Here is a 21,071-nt window from a genome sequence, read left to right as displayed (position 1 = left end):
TTCGTTTAAATTTAAAATTATTACTTGTTCATAAGTAACAATGCCACAACGAAGGAAATAATTGGCATAGCTTCAACAAGACCAACACCAATAAACATTGTAGTCCGTAATTGACCAGATAATTCTGGTTGGCGAGTCATGCCTTCCAAAGTCTTTGAAATAACCATAGCATCACCAACACACGCACCGATAGCGGCACCAAACATACAAATAGCAGCTGCAATTACACCCATAATAAAAAACCTCCTAAATTTTTATTCCTCGATTTCAATTTTCCGAGAAATATATACAGATGATAGTGTAACAAACACATACGCTTGAATACACCCAAGAAAGACTGAGAAGCCTTGCCAAACCATTTCTACCGGCAACACGGCAATCCAAGTTAATGGACCTCCTTTAGTTGCCAAACTAGTGATCATGCCCAAAAGCATTTCACCGGAATAAATGTTCCCGAACAAACGAAGTCCTAACGTCAAGAAGTTCGCTAATTCTTCGAACACATTAAGAACGATAAAAGGCGCAAATGGTTTAAGGTAATTAGTGAAATGATCCTTATACCCTAACTTTTGAACTCCCATAAATTCAGCAAAAGTCAGCGTCATTAATGATAACGTCAAGGTAATTAACGGATCAGCTGTTGGACTTTTCACATAAACGACACCAGAGATGTCAACATGCAAGAAGAGTCCTTGTAAGTTAGCAATTAAAATAAAGAAAAATAGCGTGAACGCCCATAATCCTAGCTGCTTACCAGTTTCACCCGAAACCGATCCTTTTACAATTCCGTTGGTAAAATCAATCATAAACTCTAAAACATTCTGCCTTTTACCCGGTTTTAACGTTACTTGCCGTGATAATGCAAAAACGAGCCCCAACACCAACAAACAAGCAACGGTAATTGAGACTAGATTCCCAACGTTAAACGTTAATCCCAGAAACGTAAAAGTAGAAGTAGGTTCTCCCATAGGTTCTCACCCCTTTCTGTTATAGATTTCGCAACGTCAGTCAAGATGGTTAAACCAAATCGAATTCATTATGCGAGTATTTGCCCCAGACCGGCGATCAAATACACTTGAAATAATACCACCAACTAGACCAAAGTTCAAAGCAAATTAACAAATTTGGAATATGTTTTTAAATTACAAAAAAGCGGCAAAAAGATGTATTTATATTCAATATATGGTCATAAAAATGCATATTAATGTTTGATCAACATTTGTCAATAAAAAAAGAAAAAGACATCATAAGATGTCCTTTTCTTTGATTTAAAATTATTTAGTTCCGAATAATCGGTCTCCAGCATCTCCGAGCCCTGGAATAATGTAGCCTTGATCATTAAGACCTTCATCCAATGCAGCTGTATAGATGTCAACATCTGGGTGAGCTTCTTGTAAAGCAGCAACCCCTTCAGGAGCAGCAACTAAACAAACAAACTTAATGTTACTTGCACCACGTTTTTTCAAAGCATCAATAGCCATGATGGCAGATCCACCAGTAGCTAACATTGGATCAACGACAAAAACTTGGCGTTGTTCAATGTCTGATGGCAATTTAACAAAATATTCGTGGGGTTCGAATGTATCTTCATCACGATACATACCAATATGGCCAACCTTAGCTGCAGGAATTAAATTTAAAATTCCATCAACCATTCCAATTCCGGCTCTTAAAATAGGTACAATTGCGACCTTCTTGCCAGAAATTTGTTTAGCATGGGCAATTCCTTCAGGAGTTTGAACATCAACATCTTCTAATGGCATATCACGAGAAACCTCAAAAGCCATCAAAGTTGCGATTTCATTAACAACTTCCCGAAATTCTTTAGTACCACAATTTTTGTCTCTAATCATTGTTAATTTATGTTGAATTAACGGATGATCCATAACCTGAAACTTACCCAAACTCATTCACTCCTTTTTTATTTCATACTATTGTATCACAATCTTTACCGATTTAATCAGCGTTTTCCATCATTTGCTGGTCAAAATGACTTTGCCCAGCAGACTTATTTAACCTGTTCATATAAGCTTCCCCTAAGCCAGTCGTTTCAAACGCTTGTGTAAAAATAGATTTAACTTCTGAATGATTATCAAATTCACGAAGTTCATCAAATAAGCGATGACTAGCACTTTGCACGTCTGCTCCTAGTGATACTACCCGTGCATTTTCAGGCCAATCAATATTATTAATAATATCATCGGTCCCCATCACCCCAACAATTTCTTGAGGATGGTGATTGATCCAGCGGACAACTGCTGGCCAATCATTTGGTTGGTCAACGATATAAACCTGAGCGTTAGGAGCATAATGCTTATATTTCATCCCAGGAGCTTTAGGGACTTCTTTGATTCCAACATGGTGTTGTTCGTCATTAATAGGGTGAGCTAAGACCGCTTCAATCTCGTCTTTACTAACTCCACCAGGTCGTAAAATAGTTGGCGTCTCCACTGACATATCTAAAACCGTAGATTCCACCCCCACTCTGGTAGGACCGTCATCAACTACCGCTGCAATTTTACCAGATAAATCGTGTAAAACATGCTCAGCAGTAGTTGGGCTAGGTTTACCAGAAGTGTTTGCAGAAGGACCGACCATTGGCACCCCTGCGGCTTTAATCAAAGCTAACGTAGCTTGATTATCTGGAAATCTAAAGGCAGCTGTGTCTAAACCGCCAGTGACCGCTGGTGATAATACGTTAGGCTTTAACTTAAAGATCAACGTTAATGGTCCCGGCCAAAAAGCATCCATTAGTTTTAAAGCATCTGGACTTAAACTAGCTGCATACTTTTTTACTGTCTCAACATCGGCTATATGAACGATCAATGGATTATCACTAGGTCGTCCCTTAGCTAAATAGACTTGCTTAACAGCGGTTTCGTTAGTTGCATCCGCACCTAATCCATAAACTGTTTCGGTGGGAAAAGCAACCAGCTGTCCCGCTTTAATTAATTCTGCTGCTTCACTTATTGTTTCAAGATTTAATGTTTTAGTTTGCATTTTACCGCCCCATCTTCATCCGAATCATTCGTGGCTTACCAGCAACATCCTTGCGAACTTCGATTTGAGCCGTTGGGAATTTCTGCCGCAACATTTTAGCCACTGCGTCACCCTGTTTAAAACCAATCTCTAAATATAACTGTCCATTTTTCTTCAAATGCTCTGCCAATTGATCAATAATGCGTTGATAAATTGCTAGCCCTCGATCTAACGCAAATAAAGCCGTTTCGGGTTCAAATTCTAATACGCGTTGATCCATCAACGGTTTTTCTGCTATATCAATATAGGGAGGATTAGACACGATGATATCAAAGCGACCATCAATTTCAGCCAAGACATCACTATGGACAAACGTAATAGCCGTTTGATTTGCTACTGCGTTTGTTTTAGCTACTATCAACGCCTCATCAGAAATGTCAGACGCCATTACCGCCCACGTAGGTCGATTAGCTTTAACTGCAATTGCAATTGCACCACTTCCCGTACCAATATCTAAGACAGACTCTGAATCAGATTCATTATCAGCCAAAACCCAATCTACTAATTCCGCCGTTTCCACTCTAGGAATTAAAGTAGATTGATTAATTTTAATGGGAAGATCATAAAATGTGGTCTGTCCAATCACGTACTGTGGCGGCATACCTGATAACAACTTAGCCATATCTACTTGAAATTGTTTCCAATCACTAGCGGGCATCGGTTGTTGATAGTGAGTTAATAACTCAACTGCCGACATATTCAGTCGCTGTTCTAGGATAAAATCAACATCAAAATGGTCACCCATGTCTTGAGCCTCTAATTCAGAAATTCCCCATTGACGAGCCTGAAAAAAGGTTGGCTGAGCTGGCTTATTCATTGTTCAAGTTTTCCAATTTTTGTGCTTGATCTGAAACAATCAATGCGTCAATAATTTCCTCTAGTTCACCGTTCATTACTCGGTCCAACTTGTTTAAAGTTAAGCCAATTCGATGATCAGTGACTCGGTTTTGAGGAAAATTATAGGTTCTAATACGTTCAGAACGATCACCAGTCCCGACAGCCGACTTACGTTCAGCGTTATATTGATCCTGTTCTTGTTGTGCATAGTAGTCGTAAACACGAGCCCGCAAAATTTGCATAGCTTTGGCCCGGTTTTGTTGCTGGGATCGTTCGTCTTGCATTGCTACCACAATTCCGGTTGGCAAATGAGTCATCCGAACAGCTGAAGAAGTCTTGTTAATGTGCTGACCACCAGCCCCTGAAGAACGGTACACATCAGTTCGAATATCCTTAGGATCGATATCAATATCTACGTCCTCAGCTTCTGGCATCACACCAACCGTAGCGGTAGATGTGTGAACCCGTCCGGCAGATTCCGTTGACGGAATTCGTTGAACTCGGTGAGCCCCGTTTTCAAACTTCAACTTAGAATAAACATTATTACCAGTAATCATAAGGACAATTTCCTTAAAACCACCAACTTCGGTATCGCTACGATCCACAATTTCAACCTTCCAGCCCTGCTTTTCAGCATACCGAGAATACATGTTAAAAAGATCCGCAGCAAAAAGACTACCTTCATCTCCACCGGCAGCCCCATGGATTTCCATAATAATGTTCTTATCATCATTAGGATCTTTAGGTAGTAACAAGACCTTTAATTTGTCTTCTAATTCAGCCTTTTCACTACGTAAATCAGAGATTTCTTCTTTTAACATAGCTTCTAATTCTGCATCGTTTTCTTCACGAAGCATAGTTTCATCATCATCTAGTTGAGAACTAACTTCCTTGTAGTGATTAAATGTCGCAACAGTTTCTCGTAAATCAGCTTCTTCTTTAGAAAGCTTCATAAACCGTTGAGTGTCAGAAATAATTTCTGGATCACTGATTAATTCATTTAGTTCATCATAGCGGTCGACAACCGCTTGTAATTTATCAAAAATTTCGTCCATTATTAATCCTTTCTACTATTCTTATAGTAAGGGATGATTGTAGTGCCGGCGACAAACTGGATAGTAAGATTCGTTACCACCCATTTGAATTTGTTCACCCTCGTATACTGGTTTACCATCGTGAATGCGCAGGTTCATAATAGCTTTTTTGCCGCAGAACCAACAAATTGTTTTCATTTCTTCTATTTTATCTGCATACAATAATAATGCCTGAGAGCCTTCAAATAAATGATTTTGAAAATCATTTTTTAATCCAAAAGCAATTACCGGTATATTCAGCTCATCAACAATTTGGGTTAATTGCAAAACGTGTTGCTTGGTTAAAAATTGGGCCTCATCAATTAACACACAGCTGGCATTTCTATCTATTGCCTGAACTTCTTCAAAGATATTTGTGTCATCTGCAATTGAATAAGCTTCTCGTTCAAGTCCGATTCGAGATTCAATCATCCCCTCTTTTTCTCGGGTATCAATTGCACTGGTCATAATAATGACACTTTTGTCTTGTTCCTCATAGTTGTGAGCTACTTTAATAATTTCAATAGTCTTACCACTATTCATTGCTCCGTATCGATAAAATAATTGCGCCACGTTGATCACCTTTCTTTGCGTACTCGTTTTTATTATACAGAAAATACCCCTAGATTTCGATAACTTTTCTGCTTTCTACCATTCAAATTATTTGGATTGTGCAAAGTTGTTAGTAAATCCAGAAAATATTGGTCTTTTTATGGTAAACTATCATTTTGATGAACAATCGCTGACTAATTGTTAGAGGAGCAGATATAAATGTCATTACAAAGTTCAATTGCAACTGCTGCTGGTAAGAGTTCTTACTGGTTTTTGCACACTTTTCGCAACGGAGGTAGTTCACTTCCTGGGAAAATCACGTTAAAACTAGATCCTAACATCTTAGATGAATTAGGCAAAAACTACGACGTCATTGTGATTACCGGTACTAATGGTAAAACTCTGACTACAGCTTTAACGGTTTCAGTTTTAAAAGAGAAATACGATAACGTCCTCACTAACCCTTCTGGTTCCAACATGGAACAAGGAATTGTTACTACCTTCTTAACCGCTAAACGAGGTAGAAATGAGCGTCCTCTAGCAGTTTTAGAAGTTGACGAAGCTAACGTTATTAAAGTTACTCAACACATTAAGCCAAAGGCATTCGTGTTTACTAATATTTTCCGTGATCAAATGGATCGGTATGGCGAAATTTACACTACCTACAAGAAAATTTTAGACGGTGTGGCTTTAGCTCCTAACGCTACGGTAATTGCTAATGGAGATGCCCCTATTTTCCATTCGGTTAATCTACCTAACCCGATGATTTACTATGGTTTTAATAACCAAGCAGACGGTGATATTAAAGCCACTCCTAACACGGATGGCGTTTTGTGTCCTCGTTGTCAACATATTTTACACTATAACTTTATTACCTACGCCAACTTAGGTAAGTATTTCTGTCCTCATTGTGGTTACAAGCGGCCAGAATTAAATTATCAGGTAACCAAGTTAACTGAATTAACTCCCAAGTCTTCTTCTTTTGAAATTGATGGAGAACCAATGAAAATTGAAATTGGTGGAGTTTACAATATTTACAATGCCTTAGCAGCTTACGCTGTCGGTCGTTTCATGGGAGTGACTCCTGCCCAAGCTCAAAAAGCCTTCCAACGTGACGAACGAATTTTTGGGCGTCAAGAAGAAATTAAGGTCAACGACAAGTTAGTTACTCTAATCTTAGTAAAGAATCCGGTTGGTTTAAACCAGGTATTAGACACGATCGCAACCGATAAAGATCCGATTTCATTTGTTGGTTTGTTAAACGCTAACTATGCAGACGGAATCGATACTAGTTGGATTTGGGATGGTGATTTTGAACGACTAACCCAGTTGAATATTAAAAAATACATCACTGGTGGTGAACGCTATAAGGATATTACCTTCCGTTTACAAGTGGCTGGTGTCCCAGATGAAGATCATATGGTAGAACCTAATTTAGATAAAGTAGTAGAAATGATCGACGACCTACCTACTAAAAAGGTATATATTTGCGCAACTTACACAGCTATGTTACAATTGCGGAAAATTTTTGCTAGCAAAGGCTTTATTGAGGGAGGCATGGAATAATGCAATACCATTTAAACGTTGCCCATCTTTACGGTGACTTGATGAATCCTTACGGAGATATTGGTAATATCTTAGTACTTCAATATTTTGGTAAGCAAATGGGAATTGAAGTTACTTCAGAACTAGTTAGTTTAGACGATCATTTCGATCCGGATAAATTTGACATTGTCGTTTTCGGCGGTGGCCAGGACTTTGAACAAACTATTGTCTCTAAAGATATCCAAACTAAAAAAGCTGATCTAACCAACTTTATCGAAGATAACGGCTCAGTGTTAGCTATCTGTGGCGGCTTCCAATTGTTAGGCCACTACTACGTTGGGGCTGATGGCGAAAAAATTCCTGGTATCGGTGCGCTAGATCACTACACCGAAAAGCAAGAAGATAACCGTTTTATCGGCGACATTGTAATTCAAAACCAAGAAACTGGTGATAAATATCACGGGTTTGAAAACCACCAAGGTATTACCTTTTTGGGGGAAAACGAACGCCCATTAGGTAACGTTCTTGAGGGTCACGGTAATAATGGTGAAGATGGCGTTGAAGGAGCCATTTACAAAAATGTTTACTGCACTTACTTCCACGGACCAATTTTGGCTCGCAACGGTGAATTAGCTAAACATATTTTGATCAATGCCTTAAAACGTCGGTATCCAGATGCTGACTTATCTAACGCAGAAAAAGTCACTATTCCCGCAACTTATTAATATTAAAAGACTGATTTCTAACAGAAATCAGTCTTTTTTTGTTTGCATAAAAATTTGAGTTAACCGTTCACGATACTGCTTATATTCTTGACGGGTAGAAAATAAATTTACCCGATTCGTTAATAAAATTAAAGCCCGTTGATTTACCCGATCAATTACCATTAAGGGGCCGGTAAATCCGGTATGAACAATGTAATTTCCTGTTCTTTCTTGTCGCAAATCCCAACCAAACGAACGACTATTAGAATGCATAGGAGTCTGATCAACAAAACATGCAGTTATCAATTCATCAGGTACAACCTGGGGATAACTTGTTTGACCTAATAACCACTTGGCCACAATAGTTAAATCTGCCAGCGAAGTAAATAACCCTGCTGCTCCACTGTGTTCACCTAAAATCGCAGTTTTAGGATCATGGACCTGTCCCACAATCAATCCTCTGCGCGAATCTAACTCAGTAGGAATTACGTCTAACGGACTACTATTTGGATCAAACGTCGCATTCGGTAAATGTAGCGGACGCAAAATTCGGTCAGAAATTGCAGCTTGAATACTTTGCCCCGTCAAGGACTCGGCAATCCATCCCAACAAAATAAAATTAACGTCTTGATAATGAACGACCTGCCCTAATTTATCCCCCGCCCGTAATCCTAATAATCCAGCAGTTAATTCAGCAGCTGACAAAAAATTACGGTTGGGAATATATCCCACTATATCACTAGTATGAGTAAGCAAATGCCTAACGGTCACTTGAGGACTTTGCCACTCAGGTAAAAATTTACTGACTGAATCAGTTAACTGTAATCGATGTTGAGAGATCAACTGTAAAATTAGCGGTACAGTTCCAATAACCTTAGTTAAAGAAGCCACATCATATAACGCTTCTTTCTGAGAAAAGGATTCTCTTTTGGGAATTGCTATTCGGTTACCCAATTGAAATTCCTCCTCCTGGGTTGCATTAATAATTGCTACCCTAGCACCCGGAATAATATTTTGGTCAATTAACTGTTGTAAATAATCTATCACCTGTTCATTAATTTTTATCACCTCCTTTTCATTGTACAAAAAAATAACGAACAGCCCAAATTAAGCTGTTCGTTATTTAAATTATGCTAAATCGTTACCAATAAATTGAGAATTATATAGATCTGCATAGAAACCATTTTGTTTCATTAAAACATCGTGATTACCTGTTTCAATAATTTGACCATGGTTCATCACCACAATATTTTCTGCATTTTGAATTGTTGAAAGTCGGTGAGCTACCACAAAACTAGTCCGTCCGGCTGACAAACTATCCATTGCATCTTGAATCATTTTTTCAGTTCTTGTATCAACTGAAGAAGTGGCTTCATCCAAAATTAGAATTTCTGGGTTAGCCAAGAACGCCCTGGCAATCGTCAACAACTGGCGTTGGCCTTGAGAAATATTGCTAGCATTTTCGTTCAATACAGTTTGATAACCATTAGGCAATTCGCGAATAAAAGTATCTGCATGAGCTGAACGAGCTGCCGCATATACTTCTTCTTCCGTAGCATTTTCATTACCATACTTGATATTATCATAAATAGTACCTGTAAAGAGCCAGGTGTCTTGTAAGACCATTGCCATGTGTGACCGCAATTCTGAGCGGCTTTCTTCGCGAGTATCTTTACCCTTCATCTTGATAGATCCAGATTTAATATCATAAAAACGCTCTAACAAGTTAATGATAGTAGTTTTTCCGGCTCCGGTTGGTCCAACGATGGCTACCATTTCACCCGGATTAACTCGCAGATTAAAGTTTTGAATTAAAGGTTTCTCTGGTACGTAAGAAAAGTCTACGTTTTCAAAATTGATCATACTGTGATCAGCATTATCTACAGGAACGTCTATTGGTTCATCTGTCATTTCAGGTTCATCCAAAATAGCAAAAATTCGTTCTGCAGAAGCGATCGTAGATTGAATAGTGTTAGACAAACTAGCCAATTGAGTAATTGGTTGTGACAACATATTCGTGTATTGTAAGAAGGCTTGGATATTACCTAAAGTAACTTGACCGCGGGTAACTTGAATCCCACCAATTACCGCTACAAATACGTAATCTAAGTTTTTCACTAAGTTCATTAATGGGAACAAAAAGCTAGATACAAATTGAGCTTTCCAAGAAGCTTGGTAGTACTTTTCATTTTGTTTCTCAAAATCATCAATAGTAGTTTCTTCACGGTTAAATGTCTTAATAATGTTATGACCAGAGTAATTTTCTTCGGTCATGCCGTTTAAATTCCCTAATTCTTTTTGTTGAGTACCAAAGAATTTTTGAGATTTAGGAGCCACAATGCCAACAATAATTCCGCTCACTGGCACAGTTGCTAAAGCAACCAGTGTTAATTGCCAACTAATCGTGAGCATCATGTATAACACCCCAAAGAACATAAAGAAACTAGTAATTAATTGAGTTAAACTGGACTGCAACATAGTGTTGATGTTATCCATATCATTAACTGCTCGGGACATGATATCCCCGTTAGAATTTTGATCGTAAAATGAAATTGGCAACCGTTCCATTTTAGCTTTCATGTCTTTTCTCATTTGGTAAACAATACTTTGAGAAATTCTAGACATCACAATTTGTTGAACTAATTGTGCTAAACCAGCTAGTATATAGAGAATAATTACTTCACTAATAATATGAAGAATTTTGGTGAAATTGATTGGTAAATGGGTAATTCCCAATCCCGCTTTTAATTGAGCGGTCCCAGCCATCACTCCGGTGTAAATTTGAGTGGTAGCTTTTCCTAAAATTTTAGGAGTTACAATCTGAAGATAAACGGCTAAAATGGCCATCACAATGGCTAAAATAATCCCCGGCATCCACCGCTTAGTATAACCGATTAACCGACCAGTAGATTGCCAAAAATTGTTGGGTTTACGAATGGCTTTACTATTCCGCATCAGAAGTCACCTCCTGCTTAATTTGGGAGTTCAAGATATCTTGATAAACTTTATTAGACTTAACTAGTTCATCATGAGTCCCTTGGCCCACAACTTTTCCTTCATCAATTACCAGGATTAAATCAGCACTGGCAACAGTAGAAATTCGTTGGGCTACAATTACACTAACAGCATTTTGAATTTGCTTATCTTGCTTCAAACTAGTTCGTAACTCGGCATCAGTCTTAAAATCCAAAGCTGAAAACGAATCATCAAAAATATAAACCGCAGCCTTTTTTAAGATAGTTCTAGCAATGACTAAACGTTGTTTCTGACCACCAGAGAAGTTAGCTCCATCTTGCTCTACCATATAATCTAGGCCGCCCTTATCATCCGTAATAAAATCAGCAGCTTGGGCAATAGTTAAAGCATGCCAAATTTCATCATCAGTAGCATCAGGCTTTCCAAATTTCATGTTTTCTCGAACGGTGCCAGAGAACAATACTGCTTTTTGCTGAGTAATTGAAATTAAAGAATGTAACGTATGTTGAGTCATTTGGTTGTTAGCCGTACCGTTAATCAAAATTTGACCACTTTCAGGATCAAATAGACGTGGAATTAAGTTAACCAAGGTAGATTTACCAGAACCCGTACCCCCGATAATCGCCACCGTTTGACCAGCCTTAGCACTAAAATTAATATCGGTTAAGGCTAATTGCTCAGCATTAGTATAGCGGAAGTTCACGTGATCAAATGCAAGTGAGTTTTCCTTACTAATTTCTTGAATAGGGACCGGATTACTTGGGTCTTGAATAGAATCCTTAACATCCAACACTTCATTAATCCGGGCTGCTGAAGCTGAAGCTCTAGGAATAAAGACAAAAATCATTGAGAGCATCATAAAGCTAATTAAAATTTGAGCTGAATAAGTCATAAATGAAATTAAGTTTCCAACTTCTAAAGCTTGAACTGAAATCAATTTTCCACCATACCAAATGATACCAGCGTTGGTTAAGCTCAAAATCAATGTCATCACTGGCATTACAAAGGACACAATCGTAAAAACCTTCATCCCAGTTTGGGCAAAGTCCTTGTTGGCAGAATCAAAACGATCCTGTTCAAATTGATCTTGGTTAAAGGAACGAATAACCCTAACCCCAGTTAATCCTTCTCGGAAAATCAAATTAATACGGTCAGTCTTTTTTTGCAAACTCTTAAACAACGGTACCGCAAAAAACATGATGGCCCCTACTAGAACTGCTAATAATGGTAAAGAAATCAAAAAAATGGTAGTTAGGCGTGGACTTTTCACATAGGCCATCACCCCAGCTCCCACTAACATGATGGGCGCCATCAACATCATTCTTAAAATCTGAACCATCACGTTTTGAATTTGGACAACGTCATTAGTAGTTCGAGTATCTAATGAAGCTTCTCCGAATTTATCCATATCTTCGTCAGAAAAGTTCATTACCTTTTTAAACAAGTCATTTCGAATATTGCGTCCCATTTTCATAGATTGAGTAGCTGCAAAATAAATATTGCCAGCTGCTGCTAATAATCCTAAAAATGAGACGAAGATCATTCGAAATCCTTCGTTCCAAATGTAGCCAATATTGTTAAGGGAAATCCCTTTATCAACAATATTGGACGTTACAGTTGGTAAGTACAGGTCACAAGCAACCTGTAAAATCATGAACACGACGGCCCCAGAAACGGCCCACCAGTTCAGTCGTGATTTTGCTAATTTAAACAATATGTTACCCCCAAATACTTTCAGAGTTTTTAATTAGAAAATAGAGCATTAAGCCATTATACGCTTCTTATTTTTTAAATTAAAGAGTTCTCTGCTGAGAATTTTAAATCCAGAGTAATTTGTCTTGCAGTAAATTGTTTTCTAACTTTTCTCCATTATTTTTGTTAAAATAGACATGAGAATACTAACAGCGGAGGACACAAATGCTAAGTAATTCGGACTCGATTTTTCAAGTTCTTACCTATATAAAGAGCCATCCTAAAAGCATAATTATTTCAGCTACCGAGTATACCAACGCCGTCCGAATGTTTATCGACGACACAGTAGCGGTTGGTAATGCTCAAATGTACTTTCCAGATCACGAAATTGTTGTTACTAGAATGTCTCCAGAGTTTATTAGCACCAATAGTAATTTATTAGATTACTTTTACGACTTTACTAAACAAAACGATCAAAGTTACGATGAACTATGGGTCACCACAGGCCATTTACAAGATTCCAATAAGTATATGGTGGAATTGTCATTTGAATAATAAAAAACACCTTCAAATAGGTGTTTTTATTTTAAAGATTTTTATTCATACTTTGAATTAGTCCAATTACAATTTAGATTGTTTTATAGTTTATAACTTTTAGCTAAATAAGTTATTAGTTAATATTGAAAAGCTTATAATCCCATGATATGCTCCATGTGTGGATCATATCTACATAAACTATCTATGTATTGGAGGAAGTTTTTACCATGAAGAAAACTTTCATAGCAACGGTTGCTTTATCATTAGGCATGGTCGGAATTATTGCTACCCCAACCGCAACGCAAGCCAAAACTAAGCCTATCCCCACTTCCATTCGTGGTAAGTGGCGTTCAAAAGATCCTTACACCCACAAATATAACTACAAAATAATCGGAAAATATACAATCACCGATAAATATTCAGGATCAGGTAAGACTTATTGGACAATTAAACCAACTAGAAGTAAAAAATATCAACGCCTATATATGGGGCATTTAAAAAATGGTTACTATAAATTTGAAACTCAATTTAGTACTTTTGGAGATGCTTTTAAACGGATTAAAACTAAGAAGCATAGAGTAGCACTTAGAAGCTATGCATCTGCAATGGATCCTTATACTAGGTTCGGAAAATATGCCTATTGGTATCACTACTAAAAACTAGAAGGTAAAAAATGCAAATACTTTGGATTGTATGTATTGGAATTTTGGCGCTATTAAATAATGATGATGAAAAGTAAGTAGTAATTTATTACAAACAATCTGTATACATTTGTACATGTATAAATTAGTATTTTAGTACTGGAATTATCCAGTATTAAAATGCTTTTTTTATACAAAAAAACCGTCCTCATAAGCTTTTTACAAGCTTACAAGAACGGCTGATATACGCTTATTGGGTATACTGGGCTCGAACCAGTAAATTACGGATTCAGAGTCCGCTGCCTTACCAATTTGGCGAATACCCAATGAATATTACATCTAATAATATTAGCTAAATAATATAGCTTTGTCAATAATTCTAATAGGAAAAATTAAAAAGCGTTGACAAAAGGATAACAAATCAGCTAAACTATTATAGTAGTTTGAAAGCATTGCCCGCTGGTCAAACTGGTTTAAGACGTCGCCCTCTCAAGGCGGAGTTACGGGTTCGAGCCCCGTGCGGGTGATAATCAAAGCCAGGAAAACAATTTTACTGTTTTCCTGGCTTTTTGTTTCGTCATTTGTATTTCATTAGCATTTTCTACTATAATGAATTGTATTGTTCAAATTTAATTAAGGACGGTTGCCATGTCTACACATTCTTTTCACTTTAACTATGGTAAAGTTCGCTACATAGTCAACGGACTCCTCATTGGTTTTTTTGCCGGAATAGTTGCTGATCTTTTTAGATACGGAATTGAAATTTCACTTAAACAATCACAGCAACTGTTTAGATCCATTCAACATGGGCACTGGTTATCTTTACTCACCCTTTTGATATGGATTCTAGCAGCCACCATTGTTGCTGGTCTTTTAATCAAACAGCAACCAAACATTAGTGGCTCAGGAATCCCTCAAGTTGAAGCTCAATTAGATGATGAACTTAATTACAATTGGTGGTCAGTCCTTTGGCGAAAACTCATTGGTGGTATTTTAGCAATTGGACCTGGTTTGGCACTAGGTCGCGAAGGTCCTTCTATTCAATTAGGGGCTGCGGTTGGACAAGGAGCCGCTAAATTTTTAGACAATCACGGATCTGACAGACGGATAATGATTGCTGCCGGTGCTGCTGGTGGGTTAGCTGCAGCTTTCAATGCTCCAATTGCGGGTACCATGTTTGTCTTAGAAGAAGTTTATCATAATTTTTCTTATCCAGTCTGGATTACCTCATTAGCTAGTGCAGTGAGTGCTAATTTAGTTTCCTTATATATTTTTGGAATGCAGCCTGTATTAAGCTTACACTATCAACATTCTCTTCCTATTTCTCAATACTGGCATTTAATTCTGCTAGGAATACTCCTTGGGGTCTTAGGGCGTATATACCAATGGGTACTTCTCCACCAAACTGATTTTTATAAGTTATTCACTTGGGTTCCTAAATTGTTGTGGGGTTTAATTCCTTTTGCTGCGCTAATTCCATTAGGAATTTGGCACCCTACGTGGTTGGGTGGCGGTAATGGAATTATTTTAAGTTTTAATACTGTTAACTACTCTTTAGCGACCTTAGTTATTCTTTTGCTAGTACGTTTTGCTTTTTCAATGCTGTCCTACGGTTCAGGATTACCTGGTGGTATTTTTCTGCCTATCTTGTCGTTAGGTGCTATCATTGGTGCGATTTATGGAGTGGGAATGAGTCAACTTCACTTACTTGCTCCTCAATACGTGTATAATTTAATTATTATTTCTATGGCTGGTTATTTTACCGCTATTGGTAAAGCTCCATTTACCGCTATATTATTGGTTACTGAAATGGTTGGTTCCTTAGAACATTTAATGCCGTTAGCCGTTTTAAGTTTAGTGGCTTACGGAATTGATGACCTATTAAATGGTAAACCTATTTATGCTGAGTTGCGAGAACGATTAGTACCAAGCAATATTGGTCATGTTGGTAATACTACCGAAATTCAAGTTCCGGTCTTTGAATCTCATCAAGTAGAACCATTTTATGTCAGAGAACTTCCTTGGCCTAAAAATTGTTTACTTGTAAAAATCCAACGGGGAGAAAAACAACTAATTCCTAACGGTAATAGCCTCATTCGCCCTGGAGATACTTTAATAGTATCCGTACCTCAACTACAAAGTTTCACTGCTAAAAAAAATATTATATCTGCAATTCAACAATTAAATAATTAAAAAAACGATCCTACAAATGCAGGATCGTTTTTTTTATTTAAAGTTGATCGTTTAATTTTTTACCAATTTCTTCATAGCCGGGTTTGCCCAATAAACCAAACATATTGGTCTTATAAGCTTCCACTCCGGGTTGATTAAATGGATTAATTCCATTTAAATAACCAGAAATTCCTACAGCTACTTCAAAGAAGTAAATAGTATAACCCAAAGTATATGCGGATTGATCTGGAATATGAACAGTCATAACTGGAACACCGCCATCGGTATGTGCTAACACAACCCCTTCATAGGCTTTAGTGTTAACCCAATCCATTGACTTACCTTGAAGATATTCAAGACCATCTAAGTTACCTTCTTGACTAGGAATCTTAATGTCTTTAGTTGGCTTGTCTACTTTAACTACTGTTTCAAAGAGGTTACGTAGACCTTCTTGAATGTATTGACCTAATGAATGCAAATCAGTAGTGAAGTTAGCTGATGATGGGTAAATACCTTTTTGGTCTTTACCTTCAGATTCACCCATTAATTGCTTCCACCACTCTGAAAACATCCGCATATTAGGTTCATAGTTTTCCAATAATTCAGTAGTAAACCCTTTACGATACAAAATATTTCTCAAAGCAGCGTATTGATATGCTTCGTTCTTAGTTAAATCGGCATCAACATATTCATTTTGTGCATCACGAGCACCCTTCATTAATTCATCGATGTCAGCACCAGAAACAGCAATTGGAAGTAAACCAACGGCAGTTAATACTGAGAAACGACCACCGACACCATCTGGAATCACAAAAGTTTCCCAGCCATTGGCATCTGCTTCTTCCTTAAGAGCACCGCGGTTAGCATCAGTAGTAGCGTAGATTCGTTTATTAGCTTCTTCTTCACCGTACTTAGCAATCAAAATTTCCTTAAATACCCGGAAAGCTACTGCAGGTTCAGTAGTAGTCCCTGATTTAGAAATAATATTGATAGAAAAATCAGCATCTCCAACTAATTCGATTAAATCTTGTAAGTAAGTAGAGCTTAATGAATTACCGGCAAAAACTACTTGAGTAGTTTCTTCTTCACGAGTGTAGAAATTATTGTGTAAGAAGTCTAATGCCATTTGAGCACCTAAGTAAGAACCACCAATCCCAATAGTAATTAAATATTTAGAATCTTGGTTAATCTTAGCAGCAGCTTTTTTAATGCGATCAAATTCTTCGTGATCATAATTAGTAGGAAGGTCTAACCAGTCACGAAAATCGCTACCAGCACCGGTACCGTTTCGTAATTCAGAATCAGCAGCATTTACCATTGCTTGCATTTCTGCTAATTCGTTATCATGAACAAATTTTGTTAACTTGGAGCTATCAAAGTTCAAATATGCCATTTATATCAATCCTTACTTTATGTTATTTAACTTAACAACATTATTTTACTACAAATTAGTTCAAAAATTAACCGTTTACAGAAATTTGGTATATACCTTTTTTATTCATCATCCTGCTTTTTACTATTTTCATCTGGGAAAGTAATCGTAAACGTTGTTCCGACTCCCAATTCAGAGCTAACTTCAATAGTTCCACCATGCTGTTCTACTAATTGATGAACAATTGCTAATCCTAGCCCAGATTCACCGTATTTACCGCTTCGTCTGGAGGCATCGGCTTTATAGTAACGTTCAAAAATATTTTGAGCCTGTTCGTTAGACATCCCAATCCCAGTATCGCTAATCTCTAGAACGGCAGCATTATCTTCTTTATTTCTGAAGCCTTTAACTGTAATAACCCCGTCTTTAGTAAACTGAATTGCGTTGGTGCTGATATTAACCATGATTTGAACAAAACGATCATAATCAGCATAAACCGGAAAGTTTTTAGGAGCATCAATTACAATCTCATCGTTAGCAGCACTTGCTTTAGCAGAAATTTGACCAGGAAGTTGGTGCATTGCATCGTAAGCATTGAATTTAGTTTCATGTAACGGAATAGTATTGGAACGAATTTTTTCATAATCCAAATTTTCATTGACTAATCTAATTAATCGTTGAGTTTCACTCATCATTAGATCCAAACTTTTTCCCCTTGAATCTGCAGGAATTATATCGTACTTAACACCCTCTAAAATACCATTAATTGTAGTTAATGGCGTCCGCATTTCGTGTGCTGCGTCTGCCAAAAATTCTTGGCGCCGTTCTTCTTGACGTTGAATTTCGTCAGCTGATTTTTCTAAATTTTCGGTCATATGGTTAAAATCAGTAGTCAATTCATCTATTTCATCTTTACCTTGATTTACCAATCTGATTCTATAGTTTCCCTTAGTTACCTGATTAGCTGCATCTCGTAGCACATTAATTCGCCGATTTAGCCTTCTGGAAATAAAGAAACTAATAATCATGGATACAATTAGGGAAATAATTAACGCTTTAACTAAGTCCCGGTTAATTTTATTAAGAGTTGAGTTTACTTCCGATGTATATAACCCCACTCCGATCACAGCTAAAAGTTTATTATTATAATAATACGGTTTTAACACTTCAAGCATTGCCGGGTTATTATTATTCTTATTTTCAGCAGTAATTTCATCGGTTTTACGTATCATTTGGTTGTTCTTCAGCCGTTTCCACTCTGAAGAAGTTATTTTATCAGTTTCTTGATTTTTAGGGTAAAGCGGTTTTTCATTTGGTTGATATATCGTAAAGTGGACTGATTGATTTTTTAGAAAAGCTTCATAATTATCTAATTTTTTTATATTAAAGGCCGTCTTACCAGTTTTACGGTTCGCTGTAAGTGATTGCTCGACTAAGCCATCAGAATAACGTTCTAACTGATCCCACCTATTGTTGTACATAAATGACTTGGTCATTCTGCTAAAAGAAATTCCCAGCAGTAAAATCGTTACGGCAATGACCGCAAAAAACGAAAGAACTTGCTGATAAATTAATTTCATTACTTAGCAGCCTCAGAATCATCAAATTTGTAACCTACCCCCCAAACTGTTTGGATAACTTGGGGGCCAGCCTTTTCAATTTTAGAACGTAATTTTTTAACATGAGCATCCACTGTCCGTTCATCACCATAGTATTCGTAATCCCATACTTCTTGTAATAATTTTTCCCGGGTAAATACTTGGCGAGGCTTTTTGGCCATGGCCTTTAATAGGTCAAATTCTTTGGGTGTTAGGTCAGGAATTAATTGATCATTTAAATAGGCTTCTCGAGTCCCACTATTCATCTTAAAGTTATCAGTCACTACGTCAAACCCGTCTTCAGCATCTGCTCCAGCTGAACCATTACCGTTATTTGAACGGCGACTAACAGCTTTCATTCGAGCGATTAACGTAATAGGACTAAATGGCTTGGTAACGTAGTCGTCTGCTCCCATTTCAAATCCTAAAACTTGTTCACTGTCGGAATCACGAGCCGTTAACATGATGATAGGAACACTTTCAGAGATTTCTCTAATCTCTTTAGCTACTTGCATTCCGTCTTTTTTAGGTAAATTCAAGTCTAAAGTAATGATGTCCCAATCATCGGCTTCTTTTTTAAATTTATCTACTGCTTCTTCACCATCATAGGCATAGGTTACATCCCAGTCTTCTTTTTGAAAAAACATTGCCATCATTTCCGACACTGATTTATTATCTTCTACCATTAATACTTTCATTTTTAATCTCCTTAATAACTAATAGCTTCATACGAGCCATTTTTCCAAAAATGCTTTAAATGTTTTTGTGAAATCACTTCTAATTTTCCAGACCAAGGATTGTTATAATAATACAATTTACGATTAAATCCAGTTAACACAATCACATTGGATTTAAGGTTATCTAATCCATTTACTCGTAATAGTATTGGTCTTCCCCTCAATAATTGTCGATTCAACTGACGAAAATCTGCTTGATTTAAGTCTCGAATAGAATTAGTTTGATTAATAATTAGTTCACTTAAATCTAATAATTTACGAGAATTATCGTGCCAACCTTGGACCCAATCCCTTAATTTGGCTTCATCCATTGGTTGGTCGGCATAGTCAAATAACATCATTAAAGCAGCTACGTAATTGTCTAAATCTGTAGCTGTTCGCTGTTTCAATGGCTTTACAGCCAATCTTCTAAATGCCTTACTAATATTTCGCTTAGCTAACCAGCCTGAAGTATTTTCCCCTTCAAAATAATACCAGACTTGGTTATTAAAAAAACTGATCTGATTAATACTAAAATCATGTGTTAAATAACTTTTAGGCATCTTTTGTTTATTTTTAGTATTGCCTTTTTCTGGTAGGTACCAATGGTCACCAGGGATTTTACGCAATCGCACAAAAAACGGTTTGGTGTGTTCATCGGCTACCGTTGTCTTTTTCATTTTTCCACCCCATTTATCTTTATTTTACCAATAATTAGCGCAATATGTTAACAAACTAAGCGAATAATTATGCTAAAATTGAAGCTAATACTATTATTGCTAATTTAATTAAAGGAAGGTCCTTATCTTATGTACAAAGCACTCACCTTTTTTGACCTAGATAATACACTGTTAAATGCTCAAACCCAAGTTGATCCTGAAGTGGCAGATGCTATGCACCAATTAATGTCCAATAACATTTTACCGGTGATTTCAACTGGACGCAATCTCTTCGAGATCCCACACGTTATGGAGGCTACTGGAATCTCTACAGTGGTTTCAGCTAACGGCGACTTCGTGGTTTATGAAGGTAAGCCGGTGTACGAAGCAACCTTCTCCAATCAGCAAGCAAAAGAATTAGCTGAATATGCTAAGACTTTTGAAGAATCCATCGTAGTCTTAAATGATAAAGGTGCCCGGATCAACTTTAACACGGAGTTTGCTCAAGGAGCTTATGACTCTGTTAACAGTACGGTTCCCCCAGTTGGTGCGGAAGAATTTTGGCTTGCCAATCCCGTTTATATGATGCTAGTAATGACCAAGGGACATGATGAAGATTACCGAGATAAATTTGATGATCAATTTACTTTTTATCGTAATACTCCATCTAGTATGGATATTGTCATCAAAGGCAACTCTAAAAGTCACGGGATTCAAGAATTAATTAAAAATGCCGGACTTGAAGATATTCCTACCTATGCTTTCGGTGATGGTAATAATGATATTCCAATGCTTGATTTTGTAGATCATGCCGTTGCAATGGGTAATGCATTAGACCACGTTAAACCATATGCCGAATTTGTTACCACGGCTAACACCGATCACGGTATCGTAAACGGTCTCAAACACTTTGATTTAATCTAAATTTTTTGCTATTTCCCTGAAATGTGCTACAATT

At 37.2% G+C, this 21,071-nt stretch carries 20 protein-coding genes and 2 tRNA genes; 7 read left to right on the top strand and 15 right to left on the bottom strand.

Features of this window, described 5'->3' with window-relative positions:
• Positions 1-20 precede the first annotated feature (20 nt).
• The 7 genes from atpE to FC56_RS04445 form a co-directional block, all read right to left on the bottom strand.
• Entirely contained in the window at positions 21-233 is a 213-nt protein-coding gene (gene atpE, locus FC56_RS04475; RefSeq protein WP_054669045.1) for a F0F1 ATP synthase subunit C, read from the bottom strand.
• Between the two features lie 21 nt (positions 234-254).
• Entirely contained in the window at positions 255-968 is a 714-nt protein-coding gene (gene atpB, locus FC56_RS04470) for a F0F1 ATP synthase subunit A (RefSeq protein WP_054669047.1), read from the bottom strand.
• 306 nt (positions 969-1,274) lie between these two features.
• Positions 1,275-1,904, bottom strand: a complete 630-nt coding sequence (upp, locus tag FC56_RS04465; RefSeq protein ID WP_056978186.1) for a uracil phosphoribosyltransferase — start codon at positions 1,902-1,904, stop codon at positions 1,275-1,277.
• A gap of 52 nt (positions 1,905-1,956) precedes the next feature.
• Entirely contained in the window at positions 1,957-3,000 is a 1,044-nt protein-coding gene (locus tag FC56_RS04460; RefSeq protein WP_056978185.1) for an L-threonylcarbamoyladenylate synthase, read from the bottom strand.
• 1 nt (position 3,001) lies between these two features.
• Positions 3,002-3,856, bottom strand: coding sequence for a peptide chain release factor N(5)-glutamine methyltransferase (gene prmC, locus FC56_RS04455; RefSeq protein WP_056978184.1), 855 nt, complete (start codon positions 3,854-3,856; stop codon positions 3,002-3,004).
• On the bottom strand, positions 3,849-4,931 hold the full coding sequence (gene prfA, locus FC56_RS04450; protein WP_056978183.1) for a peptide chain release factor 1: 1,083 nt from the start codon (positions 4,929-4,931) through the stop codon (positions 3,849-3,851). Before prfA ends, prmC begins: the two co-directional genes overlap by 8 nt.
• Before the next feature lie 21 nt (positions 4,932-4,952).
• Entirely contained in the window at positions 4,953-5,522 is a 570-nt protein-coding gene (locus FC56_RS04445) for a thymidine kinase (protein ID WP_056978182.1), read from the bottom strand.
• A gap of 198 nt (positions 5,523-5,720) precedes the next feature.
• Between FC56_RS04445 and FC56_RS04440 the strand changes: the two genes are divergently transcribed.
• Both FC56_RS04440 and FC56_RS04435 read left to right on the top strand, forming a co-directional pair.
• Entirely contained in the window at positions 5,721-7,067 is a 1,347-nt protein-coding gene (locus FC56_RS04440; protein WP_056978181.1) for a Mur ligase family protein, read from the top strand.
• Entirely contained in the window at positions 7,067-7,771 is a 705-nt protein-coding gene (locus FC56_RS04435) for a type 1 glutamine amidotransferase (protein WP_056978180.1), read from the top strand. The genes FC56_RS04440 and FC56_RS04435 overlap by 1 nt, the downstream gene beginning before the upstream one ends.
• Positions 7,772-7,798: 27 nt before the next feature.
• Here the strand turns inward: FC56_RS04435 and FC56_RS04430 are convergent, their stop codons facing one another.
• From FC56_RS04430 to FC56_RS04420, 3 genes are all read right to left on the bottom strand, one after another.
• A complete protein-coding gene (locus tag FC56_RS04430) occupies positions 7,799-8,797 on the bottom strand; it encodes a serine hydrolase domain-containing protein (RefSeq protein ID WP_225425421.1) in 999 nt (332 codons plus the stop codon).
• 81 nt (positions 8,798-8,878) lie between these two features.
• The gene (locus FC56_RS04425; protein ID WP_056978179.1) at positions 8,879-10,705 is read right to left on the bottom strand and encodes an ABC transporter ATP-binding protein; all 1,827 of its coding nucleotides are present in this window, start codon (positions 10,703-10,705) and stop codon (positions 8,879-8,881) included.
• A complete protein-coding gene (locus FC56_RS04420) occupies positions 10,695-12,440 on the bottom strand; it encodes an ABC transporter ATP-binding protein (protein ID WP_056978178.1) in 1,746 nt (581 codons plus the stop codon). The genes FC56_RS04425 and FC56_RS04420 overlap by 11 nt, the downstream gene beginning before the upstream one ends.
• 203 nt (positions 12,441-12,643) lie before the next feature.
• On the opposite strand from FC56_RS04420, the gene FC56_RS04415 reads away from it, so the two are divergent.
• A complete protein-coding gene (locus FC56_RS04415; RefSeq protein WP_054669061.1) occupies positions 12,644-12,973 on the top strand; it encodes a hypothetical protein in 330 nt (109 codons plus the stop codon).
• A gap of 209 nt (positions 12,974-13,182) precedes the next feature.
• Positions 13,183-13,611: a hypothetical protein gene (locus FC56_RS04410; RefSeq protein WP_056978177.1), complete on the top strand. Its 429-nt coding sequence runs from the start codon at positions 13,183-13,185 to the stop codon at positions 13,609-13,611.
• A gap of 238 nt (positions 13,612-13,849) precedes the next feature.
• Here the strand turns inward: FC56_RS04410 and FC56_RS04405 are convergent.
• Positions 13,850-13,922, bottom strand: a tRNA-Gln gene (locus FC56_RS04405).
• A gap of 127 nt (positions 13,923-14,049) precedes the next feature.
• Here FC56_RS04405 and FC56_RS04400 point away from each other — a divergent pair.
• A tRNA-Glu gene (locus FC56_RS04400) sits at positions 14,050-14,123 on the top strand.
• Between the two features lie 121 nt (positions 14,124-14,244).
• The gene (locus tag FC56_RS04395; RefSeq protein WP_056978176.1) at positions 14,245-15,789 is read left to right on the top strand and encodes a ClC family H(+)/Cl(-) exchange transporter; all 1,545 of its coding nucleotides are present in this window, start codon (positions 14,245-14,247) and stop codon (positions 15,787-15,789) included.
• 37 nt (positions 15,790-15,826) lie between these two features.
• Here the strand turns inward: FC56_RS04395 and FC56_RS04390 are convergent, their stop codons facing one another.
• The 4 genes from FC56_RS04390 to FC56_RS04375 all read right to left on the bottom strand — a co-directional run bounded on the left by FC56_RS04390 (position 15,827) and on the right by FC56_RS04375 (position 20,134).
• Complete coding sequence (locus FC56_RS04390; protein ID WP_056978175.1) at positions 15,827-17,161, bottom strand: glucose-6-phosphate isomerase; 1,335 nt, start codon at positions 17,159-17,161, stop codon at positions 15,827-15,829.
• 101 nt (positions 17,162-17,262) lie between these two features.
• On the bottom strand, positions 17,263-18,720 hold the full coding sequence (locus tag FC56_RS04385; RefSeq protein ID WP_056978174.1) for a sensor histidine kinase: 1,458 nt from the start codon (positions 18,718-18,720) through the stop codon (positions 17,263-17,265).
• On the bottom strand, positions 18,720-19,436 hold the full coding sequence (locus FC56_RS04380) for a response regulator transcription factor (RefSeq protein ID WP_056978173.1): 717 nt from the start codon (positions 19,434-19,436) through the stop codon (positions 18,720-18,722). The genes FC56_RS04385 and FC56_RS04380 overlap by 1 nt, the downstream gene beginning before the upstream one ends.
• Before the next feature lie 11 nt (positions 19,437-19,447).
• Positions 19,448-20,134: a cysteine peptidase family C39 domain-containing protein gene (locus tag FC56_RS04375; RefSeq protein ID WP_056978172.1), complete on the bottom strand. Its 687-nt coding sequence runs from the start codon at positions 20,132-20,134 to the stop codon at positions 19,448-19,450.
• 129 nt (positions 20,135-20,263) lie between these two features.
• On the opposite strand from FC56_RS04375, the gene FC56_RS04370 reads away from it, so the two are divergent.
• Positions 20,264-21,037, top strand: coding sequence for a Cof-type HAD-IIB family hydrolase (locus tag FC56_RS04370; RefSeq protein WP_054669067.1), 774 nt, complete (start codon positions 20,264-20,266; stop codon positions 21,035-21,037).
• Positions 21,038-21,071: the final 34 nt, after the last annotated feature.

It is taken from the genome of Lentilactobacillus senioris DSM 24302 = JCM 17472 (assembly GCF_001436555.1).
GTDB classification, from domain to species: domain Bacteria; phylum Bacillota; class Bacilli; order Lactobacillales; family Lactobacillaceae; genus Lentilactobacillus; species Lentilactobacillus senioris.
This window is presented reverse-complemented; position numbering and strand designations above follow the sequence as displayed.